The 15990-nt window shown below is 66.3% G+C and carries 17 protein-coding genes; 7 read left to right on the top strand and 10 right to left on the bottom strand.

Annotation, left to right across the window (positions count from 1 at the left end; translation table 11 throughout):
- Positions 1-39: 39 nt before the first annotated feature.
- A complete protein-coding gene (locus ACETK3_RS14130) occupies positions 40-579 on the bottom strand; it encodes a prepilin peptidase (RefSeq protein ID WP_373993088.1) in 540 nt (179 codons plus the stop codon).
- Between the two features lie 60 nt (positions 580-639).
- On the opposite strand from ACETK3_RS14130, the gene ACETK3_RS14135 reads away from it, so the two are divergent.
- Together ACETK3_RS14135 and ACETK3_RS14140 are read left to right on the top strand one after the other, a co-directional pair.
- Complete coding sequence (locus ACETK3_RS14135) at positions 640-1449, top strand: hypothetical protein (RefSeq protein WP_373993089.1); 810 nt, start codon at positions 640-642, stop codon at positions 1447-1449.
- A gap of 41 nt (positions 1450-1490) precedes the next feature.
- Entirely contained in the window at positions 1491-2138 is a 648-nt protein-coding gene (locus ACETK3_RS14140) for a GNAT family N-acetyltransferase (protein WP_236821611.1), read from the top strand.
- Between the two features lie 50 nt (positions 2139-2188).
- On the opposite strand, the gene ACETK3_RS14145 is transcribed toward ACETK3_RS14140, so the two are convergent.
- Complete coding sequence (locus ACETK3_RS14145) at positions 2189-3607, bottom strand: PhoH family protein (RefSeq protein WP_236801582.1); 1419 nt, start codon at positions 3605-3607, stop codon at positions 2189-2191.
- Between the two features lie 239 nt (positions 3608-3846).
- On the bottom strand, positions 3847-4608 hold the full coding sequence (locus tag ACETK3_RS14150) for an isoprenyl transferase (protein WP_272910836.1): 762 nt from the start codon (positions 4606-4608) through the stop codon (positions 3847-3849).
- A gap of 249 nt (positions 4609-4857) precedes the next feature.
- On the opposite strand from ACETK3_RS14150, the gene ACETK3_RS14155 reads away from it, so the two are divergent.
- A complete protein-coding gene (locus ACETK3_RS14155) occupies positions 4858-5499 on the top strand; it encodes a hemolysin III family protein (protein WP_236802804.1) in 642 nt (213 codons plus the stop codon).
- A gap of 45 nt (positions 5500-5544) precedes the next feature.
- Here the strand turns inward: ACETK3_RS14155 and ACETK3_RS14160 are convergent, their stop codons facing one another.
- Together ACETK3_RS14160 and mca are read right to left on the bottom strand one after the other, a co-directional pair.
- Complete coding sequence (locus ACETK3_RS14160; RefSeq protein ID WP_236802803.1) at positions 5545-5898, bottom strand: hypothetical protein; 354 nt, start codon at positions 5896-5898, stop codon at positions 5545-5547.
- A gap of 97 nt (positions 5899-5995) precedes the next feature.
- On the bottom strand, positions 5996-6901 hold the full coding sequence (mca, locus tag ACETK3_RS14165; protein ID WP_236801577.1) for a mycothiol conjugate amidase Mca: 906 nt from the start codon (positions 6899-6901) through the stop codon (positions 5996-5998).
- Positions 6902-7030: 129 nt separating this feature from the next.
- Here mca and ACETK3_RS14170 point away from each other — a divergent pair, with 129 nt between their 5' ends.
- Positions 7031-7489, top strand: a complete 459-nt coding sequence (locus ACETK3_RS14170) for a DUF4307 domain-containing protein (protein WP_236801576.1) — start codon at positions 7031-7033, stop codon at positions 7487-7489.
- Between the two features lie 151 nt (positions 7490-7640).
- Entirely contained in the window at positions 7641-8135 is a 495-nt protein-coding gene (gene greA, locus ACETK3_RS14175; protein ID WP_236801575.1) for a transcription elongation factor GreA, read from the top strand.
- A gap of 136 nt (positions 8136-8271) precedes the next feature.
- Here the strand turns inward: greA and ACETK3_RS14180 are convergent, their stop codons facing one another.
- From ACETK3_RS14180 to ACETK3_RS14195, 4 genes are read right to left on the bottom strand one after another with little or no spacing between them, the layout of a single operon-like run.
- Entirely contained in the window at positions 8272-8901 is a 630-nt protein-coding gene (locus tag ACETK3_RS14180) for a rhomboid family intramembrane serine protease (RefSeq protein ID WP_236801573.1), read from the bottom strand.
- An 8-nt stretch (positions 8902-8909) separates the two neighbouring features.
- A complete protein-coding gene (ilvA, locus tag ACETK3_RS14185) occupies positions 8910-10148 on the bottom strand; it encodes a threonine ammonia-lyase (RefSeq protein WP_373993090.1) in 1239 nt (412 codons plus the stop codon).
- A 3-nt stretch (positions 10149-10151) separates the two neighbouring features.
- Complete coding sequence (locus ACETK3_RS14190) at positions 10152-11498, bottom strand: AI-2E family transporter (protein WP_236801569.1); 1347 nt, start codon at positions 11496-11498, stop codon at positions 10152-10154.
- A 51-nt stretch (positions 11499-11549) separates the two neighbouring features.
- Positions 11550-12512, bottom strand: a complete 963-nt coding sequence (locus tag ACETK3_RS14195; RefSeq protein WP_306969370.1) for an aldose 1-epimerase family protein — start codon at positions 12510-12512, stop codon at positions 11550-11552.
- A gap of 102 nt (positions 12513-12614) precedes the next feature.
- On the opposite strand from ACETK3_RS14195, the gene galT reads away from it, so the two are divergent.
- Positions 12615-13772 carry a galactose-1-phosphate uridylyltransferase gene (gene galT / locus ACETK3_RS14200; RefSeq protein ID WP_373993091.1) on the top strand — a complete coding sequence of 386 codons (1158 nt, stop codon included), beginning with the start codon at positions 12615-12617 and terminating at the stop codon, positions 13770-13772.
- Positions 13769-14956 (top strand): galactokinase, encoded by a 1188-nt coding sequence (gene galK, locus ACETK3_RS14205; RefSeq protein ID WP_306969368.1) that lies wholly within the window; start codon positions 13769-13771, stop codon positions 14954-14956. The genes galT and galK overlap by 4 nt, the downstream gene beginning before the upstream one ends.
- Before the next feature lie 100 nt (positions 14957-15056).
- Here the strand turns inward: galK and ACETK3_RS14210 are convergent, their stop codons facing one another.
- On the bottom strand, positions 15057-15974 hold the full coding sequence (locus ACETK3_RS14210; protein ID WP_373993092.1) for a Bax inhibitor-1/YccA family protein: 918 nt from the start codon (positions 15972-15974) through the stop codon (positions 15057-15059).
- Positions 15975-15990 lie beyond the last annotated feature (16 nt).

Consider the following 15990-nt stretch of genomic DNA (forward strand, 5'->3'; position numbering starts at 1 on the left):
ACAGCCTATCCAACAGGTCCTTGCCGCATCGCAAAGCGCTCAGGCGGGCAGCAGCATGGCGGCGGCGGCCCCGGCGAGCATGAACGGGCCGAACGGGATGGCGGACTTCAGGGTTCCCCGCCGGGCCGCCAGCAGGGCCACGGACCACAGCCCGCCCAGCAGGAAAGCCAGGAAAGTTCCCGCGAACAGGTGCCCCCAGCTGAGGTAGCCAAGGTACATGCCCAGTACTCCTGCGAGCTTGACGTCGCCAAAGCCCATGCCCGGCGGATAGATAAACCGGAGCACGAAATAGAACAGCCACAGGATGCCTGCTCCGGCCACCACGCGAAGGGCAGGAGTGGCCAGGATCGCTCCTGTGTCTCCTGCGTCCGGGCTGGCCCACGCTACTGCGGCCGCCGGGAGCAGGAGCGCGCCCGCCACCGCGTAGGACGGGAAAACGATCCTGTTGGGCAGGAGGTGGTGCCGGACATCGATGATGGTAAGCCGGACGGCCATCACCGCAAAGTACAGGCAGGCCGCCAGGACCAGCCAGAAGGCCAGCGGGGTGTGCTGCCAGAGGTCGCCGAGTCGTCCGATCACTCCTCGGATGCTACTGGATGCACCCATTCCGGCCGTAGCGCCCCCGCGTAAAATGTGGATATGTCCACCTGGGACTCCCGCCGCCGCCCCGCTTCGGACCCTGCTGCGCCCGGCCCTCCTGCCGCCCCGGCCGACCTGGCCGGCACGTTCCGGAACCTCTGCCGGTCATCCCCTTGGAAGTGGCAGTCGCTGAGGTTTGAGTACTGGGACCAGCCCTTTGAATCCGCCCCGGCTCCCGGCGCACCTTTTGTGCGTGCCTGGTTGCGCCGGCCCGGGGCGCTTCGGCTGGAAAGCCCGGAAGGGCTGGTTTTGCACAGCACCACGGGCATCAACGATTCCAAAGCCGACTTCTATGTGAGCGCCACCCGAAAGTCCTGGCTCCTGCCTCCCCACCTGGTCACGCCCGTGTACGACGACGGCGGGCTGGTGCGGCGCCGGCCTGAAGCGGCCTACGGCGAGCCAGGGTTCGGCAACGGCCGCTTTGCGGCTGCGCTGGACCCCGTGGAACTCGCCGGCAGCGCTCCTGTACCCATCGAGTTTCCGGGCAGCAACGCCCTGGATATCCGGGAGGTCCGGCAGGGTGACCACGAGGGCCGGCCCGTCCTTGAGGCGGTTGTGGCGCCCAGCGCCGCCTACCGGCCCGCTGATCCGGCCGCCCCGCTGTGCCTTCCGGGCACTTCCCGGCTTCGCGTGGACGCCGGCACCGGCGTGTGCGTTTCCAGCAGATCGCTGGAGGCCGGCACGGAAGGATATGGCCATTGGATCCGGATCCTTGCCGTGGATGAGTACATGCTCGACGACCTGTTCCTGGCTCAGTCCATGAACCTCACCGACGTCCGCAGGCACATCAGCTGGGACGTTCCTGCCTGACGTGACAGGTCCTTCCGGCGCGGATGGACTACGCTTCGCGGATGACGACAATGAGCTCCATCTGGCCCCTGTTCGACCTCACCCTGGCCACGCCGCGACTGGAACTCCGTCCCATCACCGACCAGGACATCCCCGCAGCCGTCGAAGCGGCCCGCAGCGGCATCCACGAGCCCGGCAGCAACCCCTTCAGCAATCCCTGGACAGAGCTGCCCGACGACGAACTCGGCCCCAACATGGCCCGCTGGTACTGGCGCTGCAGGGCCGAGTGCACGCCGGAAAACTGGACGCTGCTCCTGGGCATCTGGCACGAGGGCCAGTTCATCGGCTGCCAGGACGTCGGGGCCAAGGACTTCCCGGCCCTCAAGACAATGTCCACCGGCTCGTGGCTCAAGCAGTCCGCCCAGGGCCGGGGCCTTGGCAAAGAGATGCGCGCCGCCGTCGTCCTCTGGGCCTTCGACTGGCTCGGCGCGGAAGTCGCCGAATCTGAGGCCGCCGCCTGGAACGAAGCCTCCCTGGGCGTATCCCGCTCCCTCGGCTACGAACCCAACGGCACCACCCGCAAAGCCTGGGGGAGCCAAGTCCAAACAGTCCAACTGGTCCGGGTCACCCCGGAAACGTTCAAGCGACCCGACTGGGAGCTGCGGGTCGAGGGCCACGAAGCAGCAGCGCGGTTCCTCGGCATCGCCTAAAGAGAGGGCCGTGGCCCGGCGAACCAGGCCACGGTCCCTGCGTTGGTGACTTAGCCCTCGAGGAGTTCCGTCACGAGCGCTGCGATGGGCGAGCGCTCGGAGCGGGTGAGGGTGACGTGGCCGAAGAGCGGGTGTCCTTTGAGGGTTTCGACGACGGCGGCGATTCCGTCGTGGCGGCCCACGCGGAGGTTGTCCCGCTGGGCGACGTCGTGGGTGAGGACGATCTTCGAGTTTTGGCCGATGCGGCTCATGACCGTGAGGAGGACGTTCTTTTCGAGGGACTGGGCCTCATCGACGATCACGAAGGCGTCGTGGAGGGAGCGTCCGCGGATGTGGGTGAGCGGCATGACTTCGAGCATGCCGCGGTCCATGACCTCCTCCACCACTTCCTGGCTGACCAATGCGCCCAGGGTGTCGAAGACTGCCTGCGCCCAGGGGTTCATCTTCTCCGACTCGGAGCCCGGCAGGTAGCCGAGTTCCTGGCCGCCCACGGCGTAGAGGGGCCTGAAGACGATCACTTTGCGGTGTTCGCGGCGTTCCAGCACCGCCTCGAGGCCTGCACAGAGGGCCAGTGCGGACTTGCCGGTACCGGCGCGGCCGCCGATGGAGACGATGCCGACGGCGGGATCCATCAGCATGTCGATGGCCAGCCGTTGCTCGGCGGACCGGCCGTGGAGTCCGAACACGTCCCGGTCGCCCTTGACCAGGCGGACCTGCTTGTCGGCACCCACCCGGCCGAGCGCCGAGCCGCGGTTGGAGAGTAGCACCAGCCCGGTGTTGACGGGCAGTTCGGCGGCGGCGGGGATGAAGACAGGCTCGTGGCCGTACAGGGTGGCGATCTCCTGCTCGTCGGCTTCCACTTCGGCGACGCCGGTCCAGCCGGAGTCCTTGACCAGTTCGTTGCGGTATTCGTCAGCGGTGAGGCCCATGGCGGAGGCTTTGACCCTCATGGGCAGGTCCTTGGAGACTACGGTGACGTTGCGTCCCTCGTTGGCCAGGTTCTTGGCCACGGCGAGGATCCGGCTGTCGTTGTCGCCGCTGCGGAAGCCCAGGGGCAGGACTTCGGAGGAGATGTGGTTGAGCTCCACCATCAGGGTGCCGCCCTCGTCGCCAATGGGGAGGGGCTGGTTCAGGCCGCCATGCTTGACCCGGAGGTCATCCAGGAGCCGCAGGGCCTTCCGGGCGAAGTAGCCCAGCTCCGGGTCGTGCCGCTTGGCTTCGAGTTCGGTGATGACGACGACGGGGACAACCACCTCGTGTTCGGCGAACCGCAGGAGTGCGCGGGGATCGGAGAGCAGGACGGAGGTGTCGATGACGAAAGTGTGGATGTCGGCTTCCCTTCCGGAGACAGCAAAACCGGCCGCAGCATCAGTTGCCGCGCCGGTTTCAGAGGTGTTTCGCTCAATGCGAGAGGTAGCTTTCCTGCCCTGTCCAACCAGGACCTCGGGCAGTTGTTCAGAAGTAGCCACATCGACTCCAGCCCCGGGCGCAAGCCCGGAATTGTTAGTGGTGAGGCGGCTCGGCCACGAGGCCGGGTCCGGCCTCCCATACAACCGGTGCGATGTTTCGCTCCATGTACTGGCCTCCCCGATCAGCCGGCGGTTTTGCCTGCTGATGGATATAACGTAAATCCACAGCAGGCCATTTCCGCAACCATTTGGCGGCGATTTCTCCGGCGGATGTATGAACTCGTGGTGAACCGGGGGTTTCAGGCCCCAAAGCGCCGTTGCCGGCCCGCGTAGTCGCGCAGGGCGCGGAGGAAATCCACCTTGCGGAAGGCCGGCCACAGTGCCTCGCAAAAGTAGAACTCGCTGTAGGCGCTCTGCCACATGAGGAAGCCTGAAAGCCGCTGCTCCCCTGACGTCCTGATCACAAGGTCCGGGTCCGGCTGGCCGCGGGTGTAGAGGAAGCGTGAGATGTCATCGACGCACAGGTCATCGGCAAGCTTTGAGATGTCCATGCCCTTGGCGACGGCGTCATGGAGCAGTTCCCGGACGGCGTCCACGATCTCCCGGCGGCCGCCGTATCCCACGGCGACGTTGACGTGGATCTTCTCCCGGACGGGGGTCCTGGCGGTGAGCTTGTTGAGCCGTTCGGCCAGGTAGTCGGGAAGCAGTTCAGGAGCACCCATGGCATGGACCGAAATGTTGGCGTCCTCGTCCAGCCGGTCCAGCGTGTTGGCGATGATGCCCATCAGGAGATCAAGTTCCTCGCTGGAGCGGTTCATGTTGTCCGTGGACAGCATGTAGAGCGTCACCACCTTGACGCCGAGTTCCTGGCACCAGCCGAGGAATTCGTGGATCTTGTCAGCGCCGGCCTGGTGGCCCTGACTGGTGGGTGCATTGAACTGTTTGGCCCAGCGGCGGTTGCCGTCCACCATGACACCAATGTGTCGGGGAATCCGGTCCCTCGGGAGGTCCTTGAGCAGCCGGCGCTCGTAATAGCCATAGAGGAACCCGGGCAACTCCACGCGTCCACTCACCTGACTTTCCTGCCGTACGTACATCCACATCCTAGGCTACCGCCGGCGGGACCCCGGGACCGGCGGCATGGAACAACAACAGCGCAGCATTGTTACCGACGGGTAACTTACCGCCCCGTAAGTTATTCTGGGGGCATGGACAGCAACTCCCCCACGGACTCCCCGTCACCCCGGCGAGAGGACCGGAACGCCGACTCGAAACCGGAATCCAACACCGTGGATGACGCCGCCGTCCGCCTGGCGGAACTGCTGATGATCAAGCCGAGGTGGCGGGGCTGGATCCACACGGTCACCGCGCCGCTGGCTCTGGCCGCGGGCACCATCCTGGTGGCCCTTGCGCCCACCCCGGACCGCAGGATCACCTCTGCCGTCTACGCTGCCACCGGCGTCCTGCTGTTCGGAGTCAGTGCGGTTTACCACCGCGGCAACTGGTCCCCGCGCGTGAAACTCGTCCTGAAGCGGCTGGACCACACCAACATCATGTTGGTGATCGCCGGCACCTACACACCGCTGGCATGGACACTCCTGGAACGCCAGCAGGCAGTGGTGCTCCTATGGGTGATCTGGTCAGGGGCCATCCTTGGCGTGCTCTTCCGGCTGCTGTGGACTGATGCGCCCCGCTGGCTCTACGTGCCCATCTACATCGCACTGGGCTGCGGCGCCCTCTTCTACCTGCCACAGTTCTTCCAGGCGAGTGTCCCCTCGGCCGTGCTGATCTGCGTGGGCGGGGTCCTCTACATCACTGGCGCTGTTTTCTACGCCCTGAAGAAACCCAACTTCAGCTACCACCACTTCGGCTTCCACGAACTGTTCCACGCCCTCACGGTGCTCGCCTTCGCCGCCCACTTCGTGGCGATCGCACTGGCCGTCCTCGCCTAAAGCCGGCAGTCCTCTTCGAGGGACCGGACGCCCCCGGGAACATGCCTACTCGCGCGGCTGCGAAAGCCCGTTCGCCGGGCCGTTGCCCTTGAAGTCCGGCGCAGAAGGGTCCGCAGAAGGGTGCGTGCCGTCGTCGAGCCCGTCCTGGACGTCCGCCGCGTCCACGTCTGCCGCAGCTGCCGCCGCCATGCGCTCTTCCTCCACCTGGGCGCGGTAGCGCACCCTTCGGATCCGCCGCACCATGTCAACGATGAGCAGGGCGGTTGCCACCACAAAGAAAGCCGTCATGATGAACCCCAGCAGGCCCGGCGTCACCTGGTCCTCGGAGATGCCGTCCCGCAGCGTGGGGGTGGGCATCGGGGTCGGCGTGGTGGCGAGGGTGAGGAGCAGAGAATGCACGGTGGATACCTTCTGGTGGAACGGATGCAGCAGGCAGCGGACGGATGGGGCCGTCACGGGCCCATCTTCTACGCGGGATAGAAATAGCCTGCCTTGTCTATCTTAGCCCCGCGAACAGGTCCTTCTCGGGGAGTTCCGAGTGCACCCGGGAGTGGATCAGCGAATAGTCCTCCCACGGCCAGACGCGGCGCTGCATGTCCGGCGAAACGGCGAAGAAGAACCCGAGGGGGTCCACCTGGGTGCGGTGGGAGCGCAGCGCATCGTCGCGCATTTCGAAAAAGTCGCCGCAGTCAATCTGCGTGGTGGTGGGGTGCGCGGCCGGCGGCGGGGTGTGCCCCTCGGCGTCGGACTCCAGCCAGGCTGCCAGCCGCTCGGCGTAGGGCGACTGCAGCCCGGCCTCTTCCAGCGCAAAGTGCAGCGCGCGGAACCGCTCGGGGCTGAAGGCGCGGTCGTAATAGAGCTTGCTGGGTTCCCAGGCCTCCCCCGCGTCCGGATAGCGGCTGGGATCGCCGGCGGCTTCAAAGGCTTCCACCGCAACGCGGTGGGCCATGATGTGGTCCGGGTGCGGGTATCCGCCGTTCTCGTCATAGCTGAGTATGACGTGCGGTTTGAAGGAACGGACCAGCCGCACCAGGGGCGCTGCCGCTTGGTGCAGCGGCAGCGTGGCGAAGGAACCGGCGGGCAGCGGCGGGAGCGGGTCGCCTTCGGGAAGGCCTGAATCGACAAAGCCGAGCCACCGCTGGCGGATGCCCAGGATGGCGGCGGCCCGCTGCATCTCGAGCCGGCGGGCGCCCGCCATGTCCCGCTTGGGATGCGGTTCACCTTCGACGGCAGGGTTTTGGATGTCGCCCCGGGACCCGTCCGTGCAGGTTGCCACCAGTACGTCCACTCCGGCTGCCGCGTACATTGCCATCGTCGCAGCGCCCTTGCTGGACTCGTCATCCGGGTGGGCGTGGACCGCGAGCAGCCGGAGCGGCACCTGGGAGTTGCTGGACGCTGTCATGGAAGGGACGGCTCCTTATTTTTCTTTTGCGGCTAGTGGCAGCTTACGGATGATGGTCGCGGGAACATTGCCTCACCGGCAGTTGCAGCCACCGCAAGGCGGCGGCGGAAAGGGAACTAAACTGGTCTGGTGACTTCCCCGGACCAGCCGGCCCAACCCGCGCCCGCAGACACTAGCCTAGCCAATCGCTATGGTGCTAAAAAGCGCCGGCTCTCCCCCAAGGCCGCGCGGGCTGCGATCGCCGTCGCGATGGCCGCCGGCATCGGGTTCCTGGCCTGGGTCACCACCTCCAATTCCCTTTCCGGCGTGACGTACAAGGACGTGGGGTACAGCACCACCGATGCCACGCTCGCCGAGGTGGACTTCCAGGTCACCCGCGAACCGGGCAATCCGGTCAAATGCGCCGTGAAGGCGCTGGATTCCAAATTCGCGGTGGTGGGCTGGAAGGTGGTGGACATTCCGCCATCGGCGGCTGATGGAACGGCCGACGGCGGCAGGACAGTGGCCCAGCGCGTCACCTTGCGCACGGAGTCGGCGTCCGTGTCCGGCGTGGTGGACAGCTGCTGGATCCCCCGTGGAGAGTCATAGGGCATGTGATCTGCAACGCTTCCCTGTTGGGTTATCTCCAGAGGATTGACTACAATAGAGAGATACCTTTACCCCGCTGAGCTGGTTACTGTTCCACAAGTGGCCACCGTGGCGGGGTCTTTTGCATGTAGGACCACTAGAGGAGAAGTCCGTGTCTACCACCAACAGCGCATCTGCAGCCTGGCTGACCCAGGAAGCTTTTGACCGCCTGAAGGCAGAGCTGGACCACCTTTCCGGCGCAGGCCGGGCGGAGATCGTCCAGAAGATTGAAGCAGCGCGGCAAGAGGGGGACCTCAAGGAAAACGGGGGCTACCACGCGGCCAAGGAGGAGCAGGGCAAGATCGAAGCCCGCATCCGCCAACTGACGGCCCTGCTCCGCGATGCCCATGTGGGTGAAGCACCTGCCGATGACGGCATCGTGGAACCCGGCATGATCGTAGTGGCCAGGATCGCCGGTGACGAGGAGACCTTCCTGCTCGGATCACGCGAAATCGCGGGCGACTCGGACCTGGACGTCTTCAGCGAGAAGTCGCCCCTCGGTTCTGCCATCCTGGGCCACAAAGAGGGCGAGAGCCTCAGCTACGTCGCGCCCAACGGCAAGGAGATCAAGGTGGAGATCCTTTCCGCCAAGCCGTACACCGGCTAGCCCTGGCCCTGCACGGCACAAGCTGTGTGATGAGGCAGGAAGCCATGCCGGCTGAAGAGCGGCGGCCGTCCCCACAGGGACGGCCGCCGCTCTTCTTTTAGTTCATGGTGGGGCAGGCCGCGTTGAGGGCCTGCCCTTAGAGTCCCCGCCCAATGGCTGGGGTGCGCGGACGCAGCAGCAGGGCGGCCACCACCCCGCCGGCCGCACCGCCAAGGTGCGCCTGCCAGCTGACATAGCCGGCTACGAAGGGCAATGCGCCGAGCAGGATGCTCCCATAGCCCAGGAAGAGAACCACGGCGAGCAGGATCTGCCGCCAGCTGTGGTTGAAGAACCCTCGGACCAGGAGGAACGCGAAAAGCCCGAACACCAGGCCGGAAGCACCCACCGTGACACCGTTCCCGATGAACCAGACGGTCAGGCCGCTGCCCAGCCAGCTGAAAGCCAGGGCGGTGAGGAAGACGCGCAGCCCGGAGAGGAACACCAGGAAGCCGAAGATCACCAGGGGCAGGCTGTTGGACAGGAGATGGTTCAGGTTTGCGTGCAGGAGCGGGAAGGTGAAGATGTCCAGCAGTCCGTCGGGGCTCCTGGGCCGCAGGCCGAAGGTCCGGGTGAGGGCGCCCATCATCAGGGTATTGACCACTTCAATGGCGAACAGCAGGGCCAGGAAACCGCCCAGCACCACCAGTCCGCCCTTTGCGCGGGCCGCGATGGTCTGCCGCTCGGGGCTTCGCCCGTTACCGGTGAAGCCGTTACCCAATCCGGCCATGGCCGCTCCTAATGCACCACGATCGGCTGGAAACCCTCGGCACGCAGTGCGCTGAGGACCTGCTCCCCGTGCTGGTGGCCCTTGGTCTCCAGGTTCACGGTGATGGAGACGTCGCCCATGCTGATGGAGCCCCCCACCCTGGTGTGGTCAAGGCCGGTAACGTTGGCATCGTTTTCGGCAATGATGCGGGCGATGGTTGCCAGTGAACCGGGCCGGTCATCAAGCATCATGCGGACCGTCATGTACCGGCCTGCGGCGGAAAGGCCGCGCTGGATGACCTTGAGCATCAGCATGGGGTCGATATTGCCGCCGGACAGCACGGCCACCGTGGTGCCCGGGTTCTCGATCTTGCCGTCCATGAGGGCGGCCACGCCCACTGCGCCCGCGGGTTCCACCACCATCTTGGCCCGTTCCAGCAGGAAGATCAGGGCACGGGCCAGGGAGTCCTCGCTGACCGTGACAACGTCGTCCACCAGTTCCCGGATGATGCTGAAGGGCAGCTGCCCCGGCCGCCCCACAGCGATGCCGTCCGCCATGGTGGAGACCTTCTTGAGCGGCACCAGCGCATCTGCGGCGAGCGACGGCGGGTAGGCTGCAGCGTTCTCCGCCTGGACGCCGATGATGCGGATCTCCCGGCCAAGTTCGCGGGCGCGGGCCTTGATGGCCACGGCGACTCCCGCCAGGAGGCCACCGCCGCCCACACCCATGAGGACGGTGTCCACGTGGGGCACCTGTTCCAGGATCTCCAGGCCCACAGTCCCCTGCCCCGCCACTACGTCCACATTGTCGAACGGGTGCACGAAGACCATGCCGGTTTCATTGCTGTAGCGCTGGGCTTCGGCGAGCGCCTCGTCCACGTTGTGCCCGTGCAGGACGACTTCGGCGCCATGGCTCCGCGTGGCGGCAAGCTTGGGCAGTGCTACGCCCAGGGGCATGTAGATCCGGGCCTTGATGCCAAGACTTTTGGCAGCGACTGCAACGCCTTGGGCATGGTTGCCGGCGGAGGCCGCCACCACGCCGCGCTTCTTCTCGTCAGGAGAGAGCCGCGCCATCCGGACATAGGCTCCGCGGACCTTGAACGAGCCCGCACGCTGCAGGTTCTCGCATTTGAAGTAGACGTCCCCGTCCACCATGCCGCCCAGCGCCCGGGACGACTCCACGGGTGTGCGCGCGATAATCCCATCAAGCAGCTTCTGCGCCTCAAGGACATCGTCCAGCGTGACGGGAAGGGTTTCAAGGATCTTCACGGACTACTCTCCTCTGGGTTCTGCCCCTGGGCCCTCCACGGAGGAGGAGGTGCGGGCATCACGGTGTTCGGCTGCAGTGCCGGCCGCCGTGTCCCTTCCTGCGTCGGATGCAGAGGGTGGTTCAACGTCCTGGATGGTGTTGTCCCCGCCCGCTCCGGCTGTAATGGGCTTCCCGGCGACAACCGGCACCTGTTCATGTTCCCACGTTCTGGCCGCGATGTAGCGAATGGCCGAGTTTGCTACGGCCAGGATGGGCACTGAGAACAGCGCGCCGGGGATGCCGGCAAGGTAGGAGCCGGCGGCGACGCTGAGGATCACGGCCACCGGGTGGAGCGATACTGCCTTGCCCATGACCAGCGGCTGCAGGATGTGGCCCTCAAGCTGCTGGACCGCGAGGACGATTGCCAACATGATCAGGGCGTTGACGGGTCCATTGGCCACCAGCGCCAGCAGGACGGCGACGGCGCCGGTCACCAGGGCGCCCACCACGGGGATGAACGAGCCAAGGAACACCAGAACTGCGAGGGGAAGCGCCAACGGGACGCCCAGGATAGCGGCGCCTACGCCGATGCCAAGGGCGTCGACGGCGGCGACGAACATCTGGATGCGCGCATAGCTGACCATGGAGGCCCACCCCTTGCGGCCTGCGCCGAACGTGGCGGCCCTGGCCTTGCGCGGAAGCATCCGGACCAGGAACGCCCAGATCCGGTCACCTTCCAGGAGGAAGAAGATGAGGATGAAGAGGGAGAGGAGCATTCCGGCTGCGAAGTGGCCGGCGGTGCTGCCGACGGACAGGGCCCCGCTGACGATGCTGCTGCTGTTGTTCTGCACCGCATCGGTGGCTTCCTTGATGTACTGGTCGATCTGGTCTGCGGTGAGATGCAGCGGACCTGCGGACAGCCAGTCCTGGACCTGCCGAACGCCTTCCAGCGCCTGCGAGTAGAGTTCGCTGAAGCCGACGGCCAGCTGCCTGCCCACCAGGGCGAGCGCACCGACAATGACTCCGATGAAGCCCAGGATGGTGACCGCGACGGCGAGCCCAGCCGGAAGTCCGCGCCGCTTCAGCCAGGCTGTCACCGGGCTGAGCAGCCCGGCGAGGAGGGCGGCCACCATGATGGGGATGATCAGGAGGGTGATGTGGCTGAGCAGCCACACCAGCGTCCCTGCCATCAGGAGGATCAGGCCCAGGCGCCATGACCAGGACGCCGCGATGCGGATTCCGTAGGGTATGTCCCTGTCCAGCTCACGGTCAGTCAGGACGCGCAGGGGCGCAGCCGCGGCCGCCGGTGCTGGAGCGGTACGGGCGGGCGCTGTATGGGCAAGGGTAACGTCGTCCTCTTTAGGCGTCATATCCCCATACTTCCCCAGCAGCGCCCCAATGCAAACTAGAGGCAGGGCAAACTACCGGCCCGCCCCGCCTGGCGTGTAGTCGATGCCCCATTCCATGCTGAAGGACTCTCCCGGGGGCAGCCATCGAAGGCCGTCACCGGAGTTGAACGCGTTGGCTGGTCCCGTCATGGGCTCCACGGCCACAGCGCGGGTCCGGCCCGGGTACAGCGTGCTCACATAGACGTGGACGTAGCGGCAGGCTTCATCCTGCCAGAGCGACACCGCGCTGCCGTCGGCCGCGGCCAGGGTGTGCCGGGCCTTTCCGTCCTCGTACTGCAAGTCGGTCAAGGCCACGTCCACGGCTATGTCCGCAACGTGCCGGCCGGAGCGGAAGTCGGTGTCCCCGTCCACGGGGGCAGAACTACGCGGGATCAGGCGCTCATCGGTCACCAGCCGGGTATCGGCGGCAACGGTCAGCTGCAGTTCTTCCACGGGGGCGTCGCCAACGCGCAGGTAAGGGTGCGCGCCGAGGACGAACGGTGCAGCTGCGTCAGAATCATTGGTGAGGGTTTGCCGGACGTGCAGCCCCAGGTCTCCCGAGAGCTGGTACTCCACGCGGTGCCGCACCAGGAACGGGTAGCCGTGCTGCGGGAAGACTGCCGCCTCCAGTGCGACGGCGTGCGGGGACTCCCCCACCAGCGCGTAGCCGGTGTTGCGGAGCAGGCCGTGGCTGGCGTTGTTGCGGGACACCTCGGTGATGTCCAGTTGCTGCTTCCTGCCGTCCAGGATCCACTGCCCGTCCTCCACCCTGTTGGCCCAGGGCGCCAGCGTGATGCCGGCACCGCCGGGGGCGATCTCATCATCGCCATAGGTCTCGGTCAGCAGGACCTCTCCCCGCGTGAAGGAGCGAAGTCCGGCGGCGAGTTCGGTGACCACGGCAACGGCATCGCCGCGCCGCAGCTCGTATTGCCGGCCGGTAGCGCATGGCCGGGCTGCGGAGGGTGCGGTAGTTCCCTGTTCAGAAGAGGCTGTCATGGCCAATACCGTACAACGCGCGGCCCGGGTCTTCGCATACGCCGCACTGTTACTTTTTGTTGTTAACTATTCATTCTTGAGCGTTTATGCGAGACTTTTTGCATGACAGGGATTACCAGCACCACACTCTCCGACGGCCGGGAGCTGATCTACTTCGACGACGCCGGCACCACGACCTCGCGCGCGGAACACCTCACCACAGACCACCGCGGGCTGCCGCCGCGGGGTGAACCGGGCGAGGTCCGCTTCGATGCGCTGACGGACGAATGGGTGGCCATCGCCGCACATCGCCAGGCCCGTACCCACCTCCCCCCGGCAGACCAGTGCCCCATTTGTCCCACCACGCCGGGCAACGCTTCCGAAATTCCTGCCGCCGATTACGACGTTGTGGTCTTCGAAAACCGGTTCCCCTCCTTGGGGCCGGCCCTGGGACCAGTGCCGGACGGTGCCGCATGGGGAACGAAAGGACCTGCCTACGGCCGTTGCGAAGTAGTGTCTTTCACCCCCGAACACACGGGGTCCTTCAGCGGCCTGACCCCGGAGCGCTCCCGCACGGTGATCGAGGCGTGGTCGCAGCGCACCGCTGCCCTCAGCGCCATGGAAGGCATCAAGCAGGTCTTCCCGTTCGAGAACCGCGGGGCCGATATCGGTGTGACGCTGCACCACCCCCATGGCCAGATCTACGCCTACCCATATGTCACACCGCGCGCAGGAGTCCTGGGTGCCGCCGCCAGGAAGTACTACGACGCAAAAGACGGCAGGGACACCCTGACCGGCTCGCTGCTGCGTGCCGAACGGGAAGACGGCAGCAGGATGATCCTTGAAGGCAGTCACTTCAGCGCCTACGTGCCTTTCGCAGCCCGCTGGCCGCTGGAAATCCACCTCGTTCCGCACCGCCATGTCCACGACCTGGCCGCGCTGGGCGGGGAGGAGAAGGATGAGCTGGCCCAGGTCTACCTGGACCTGCTCAAACGTGTGGATGCGCTGTACCCCACGCCAACGCCCTACATTTCCGCTTGGCACCAGGCGCCGCTGGACGACGTCCTCCGGCCGGCCGGCTACCTCCACCTCCAGCTGACTTCCCCCCGCCGGGCCGCCGATAAACTGAAGTACCTGGCCGGGTCGGAGGCAGCCATGGGCGCCTTCATCAACGACACGACGCCGGAAATCGTGGCGGAGCGGCTGCGCGCAGTGGTGGTCCCGCCGTCGTCCACGCCTGCTGCCGCCATGGCGGCCACCCCGGAAGGAGCCTCAGCATGAGCATTCAGGAACAGGACCAGGCCGGCACGGCACCTGCCGCCCGTGTAGACCTTGACGCCCGCTTCGAGCAGGAGTTCGGCAGCGCGCCCGACGGCGTATGGCAGGCTCCGGGGCGGGTGAACCTCATCGGCGAACACACCGACTACAACGAGGGCTTCGTCCTTCCCTTCGCCATCGACCGCACCGCCCGCGTGGCCGTTGCCGTCCGCCGGGACGACACCGTACGGCTGCTGTCCACCTACGGGGACCAAGGCGTGGTCAGCACCACCATCGGCTCGCTGCAGCCCGGCACAGCGAAGGGCTGGACCAAGTACCCCCTGGGCGTCGTGTGGGCCCTTCGGGAGAAGGGCATCGAGGTCCCCGGACTGGACCTGCTCCTGGACTCAAACGTGCCGCTCGGAGCCGGCCTCTCGTCGTCGCACGCCATCGAATGCGCGGTCATCACGGCCCTCAACGACCTCACGGGCGCCGGCCTGGCTGCCCAGGACATGGTGCTCGCCACCCAGCGGGCGGAAAACGACTTTGTCGGAGCGCCCACGGGCATCATGGACCAGTCCGCGTCGCTGCGCGGCTCAGAGGGCCACGCAGTCTTCCTGGACTGCCGGGACCAGACGGCAAGCCTGGTGCCCTTCGAGACGGGGCCCGCGGGCCTGGTGCTCCTGGTGATCGACACGAAGGTGTCGCACTCGCACTCTGACGGGGGCTACGCCTCACGGCGCGCATCCTGCGAGCTGGGCGCCGAAGTACTGGGAGTGAAGGCCCTGCGGGACGTCCAGGTGGGCGATCTTGAGGAGGCCAGCGGCCTGCTGGACGAGGTGACATTCCGGCGGGTGCGGCACGTGGTCACCGAGAATGACCGGGTGCTCCAGACCGTTGAGCTGCTGGGCGGCCCCGGCCCCAGCGCCATCGGTCCCCTGCTGGACGCGAGCCACGCCTCCATGCGCGACGATTTCGAGATTTCCTGCCCCGAGTTGGACCTGGCTGTGGACACCTCGCGGGCCAACGGGGCCATCGGCGCCCGCATGACGGGCGGCGGGTTCGGCGGAGCAGCCATCGCGCTGACCCCTGTGGACGCCGAACAAAAGGTGCGTGACGCCGTCGTGAAGGCTTTCGCCGACGCCGGCTTCACCGCACCGGACATCTTTACTGTCACCCCTGCCGCCGGGGCCATGCGGATTGCCTAGCCGGGAGGCGGCAGCATGATGCCTTAAACGGCCGTGGGCCCCACCGGTTTGGTGGGGCCCACGGCCGTTTAACCTACGACGGCGGAAGCTGCCTGGGTGCCTAGTCGTCGCCGCGGAGGATGGCCAGCAGGCGGATGATCTCCACGTACAGCCACACCAGGGTGACGGTCAGGCCAAAGGCCGCCGTCCAGGAGAAGCGCTGAGGGGCGCCGCTGCGGACACCCTCCTCAATGCTGGTGAAGTCCATGATGAGCGAGAAGGCAGCAAGCCCGATGGCCAGCAGGCCAATGAAGACGCCCAGCGGGATGCCAAAGATCTCGACGGAGGTGCGCAGGCCGAACGGGCTCTGCACGGCGCCGGTCCACATCATGATCATGTTGATCAGCGCGAACACGGCGTAGCCGATAACGGCGATCATGAAGAACCGCATGGCGCGGGGCGTGGCCCGGACCTTGCCGCTCTTGAAGAGGACCAGGGTCACAGCGAAGACGGAAAGCGTTCCAATCACGGCCTGCAGGCCGACGCCGGGGAACATGCCGTCGAGGATCCGGGTCAAGCCGCCGAGGAAGAGCCCTTCCAGGGCCGCGTAGGCGAGGATCAGTGCCGGAGAGGGCTGCTTCTTGAAGGTGTTGACCAGGGCCAGGACGAAGCCGCCCAGTGCGCCGACGATCATCAGCAGGGAGGCCAAACCCTGCGCCACCACAAGGGTCACTGCGGCGCCGGCAATCACTGCACCGAGGCAGGCCGCGGTCTTCATGATGACGTCGTCAAAGGTCATGCGGCCGGTGTCTGCGGGACCGGCGGACGGCTGGGCGTACATCTGCCGCAGCTGTTCGTCGGTCATGTTCTGCGGCTGCGTGCCCCAGCCCTGCTGGCCGTAGGGTGCCTGGCCGTATGACGGCTGGCCGTATGACTGCTGGCCGTAGGGAGCGCCATAAGGAGCCTGCGGGACAGGCGGTGCCTGGGTGGCTCCACGGAAACTTTTTCCGTTGAAGATCGGGTTGCCGCCAAGTGCCATTGCGGTGTTCCTCCAT

It is taken from the genome of Arthrobacter sp. E44 (assembly GCF_041877125.1).
Lineage (GTDB): Bacteria > Actinomycetota > Actinomycetes > Actinomycetales > Micrococcaceae > Arthrobacter.

Bases quoted from the DNA above. Each gene is read 5' to 3' on its own strand.
- ACETK3_RS14135 (WP_373993089.1), top strand. From the start codon at position 640: ATGTCCACCTGGGACTCCCGCCGCCGCCCCGCTTCGGACCCTGCTGCG.
- ACETK3_RS14140 (WP_236821611.1), top strand. From the start codon at position 1,491: ATGACGACAATGAGCTCCATCTGGCCCCTGTTCGACCTCACCCTGGCC.
- mca (WP_236801577.1), bottom strand. From the start codon at position 6,901: ATGACAGCGTCCAGCAACTCCCAGGTGCCGCTCCGGCTGCTCGCGGTC.
- ACETK3_RS14180 (WP_236801573.1), bottom strand. From the start codon at position 8,901: ATGGCCGGATTGGGTAACGGCTTCACCGGTAACGGGCGAAGCCCCGAG.
- ACETK3_RS14190 (WP_236801569.1), bottom strand. From the start codon at position 11,498: ATGACGCCTAAAGAGGACGACGTTACCCTTGCCCATACAGCGCCCGCC.
- ACETK3_RS14195 (WP_306969370.1), bottom strand. From the start codon at position 12,512: ATGACAGCCTCTTCTGAACAGGGAACTACCGCACCCTCCGCAGCCCGG.
- galT (WP_373993091.1), top strand. From the start codon at position 12,615: ATGACAGGGATTACCAGCACCACACTCTCCGACGGCCGGGAGCTGATC.
- galK (WP_306969368.1), top strand. From the start codon at position 13,769: ATGAGCATTCAGGAACAGGACCAGGCCGGCACGGCACCTGCCGCCCGT.
- ACETK3_RS14210 (WP_373993092.1), bottom strand. From the start codon at position 15,974: ATGGCACTTGGCGGCAACCCGATCTTCAACGGAAAAAGTTTCCGTGGA.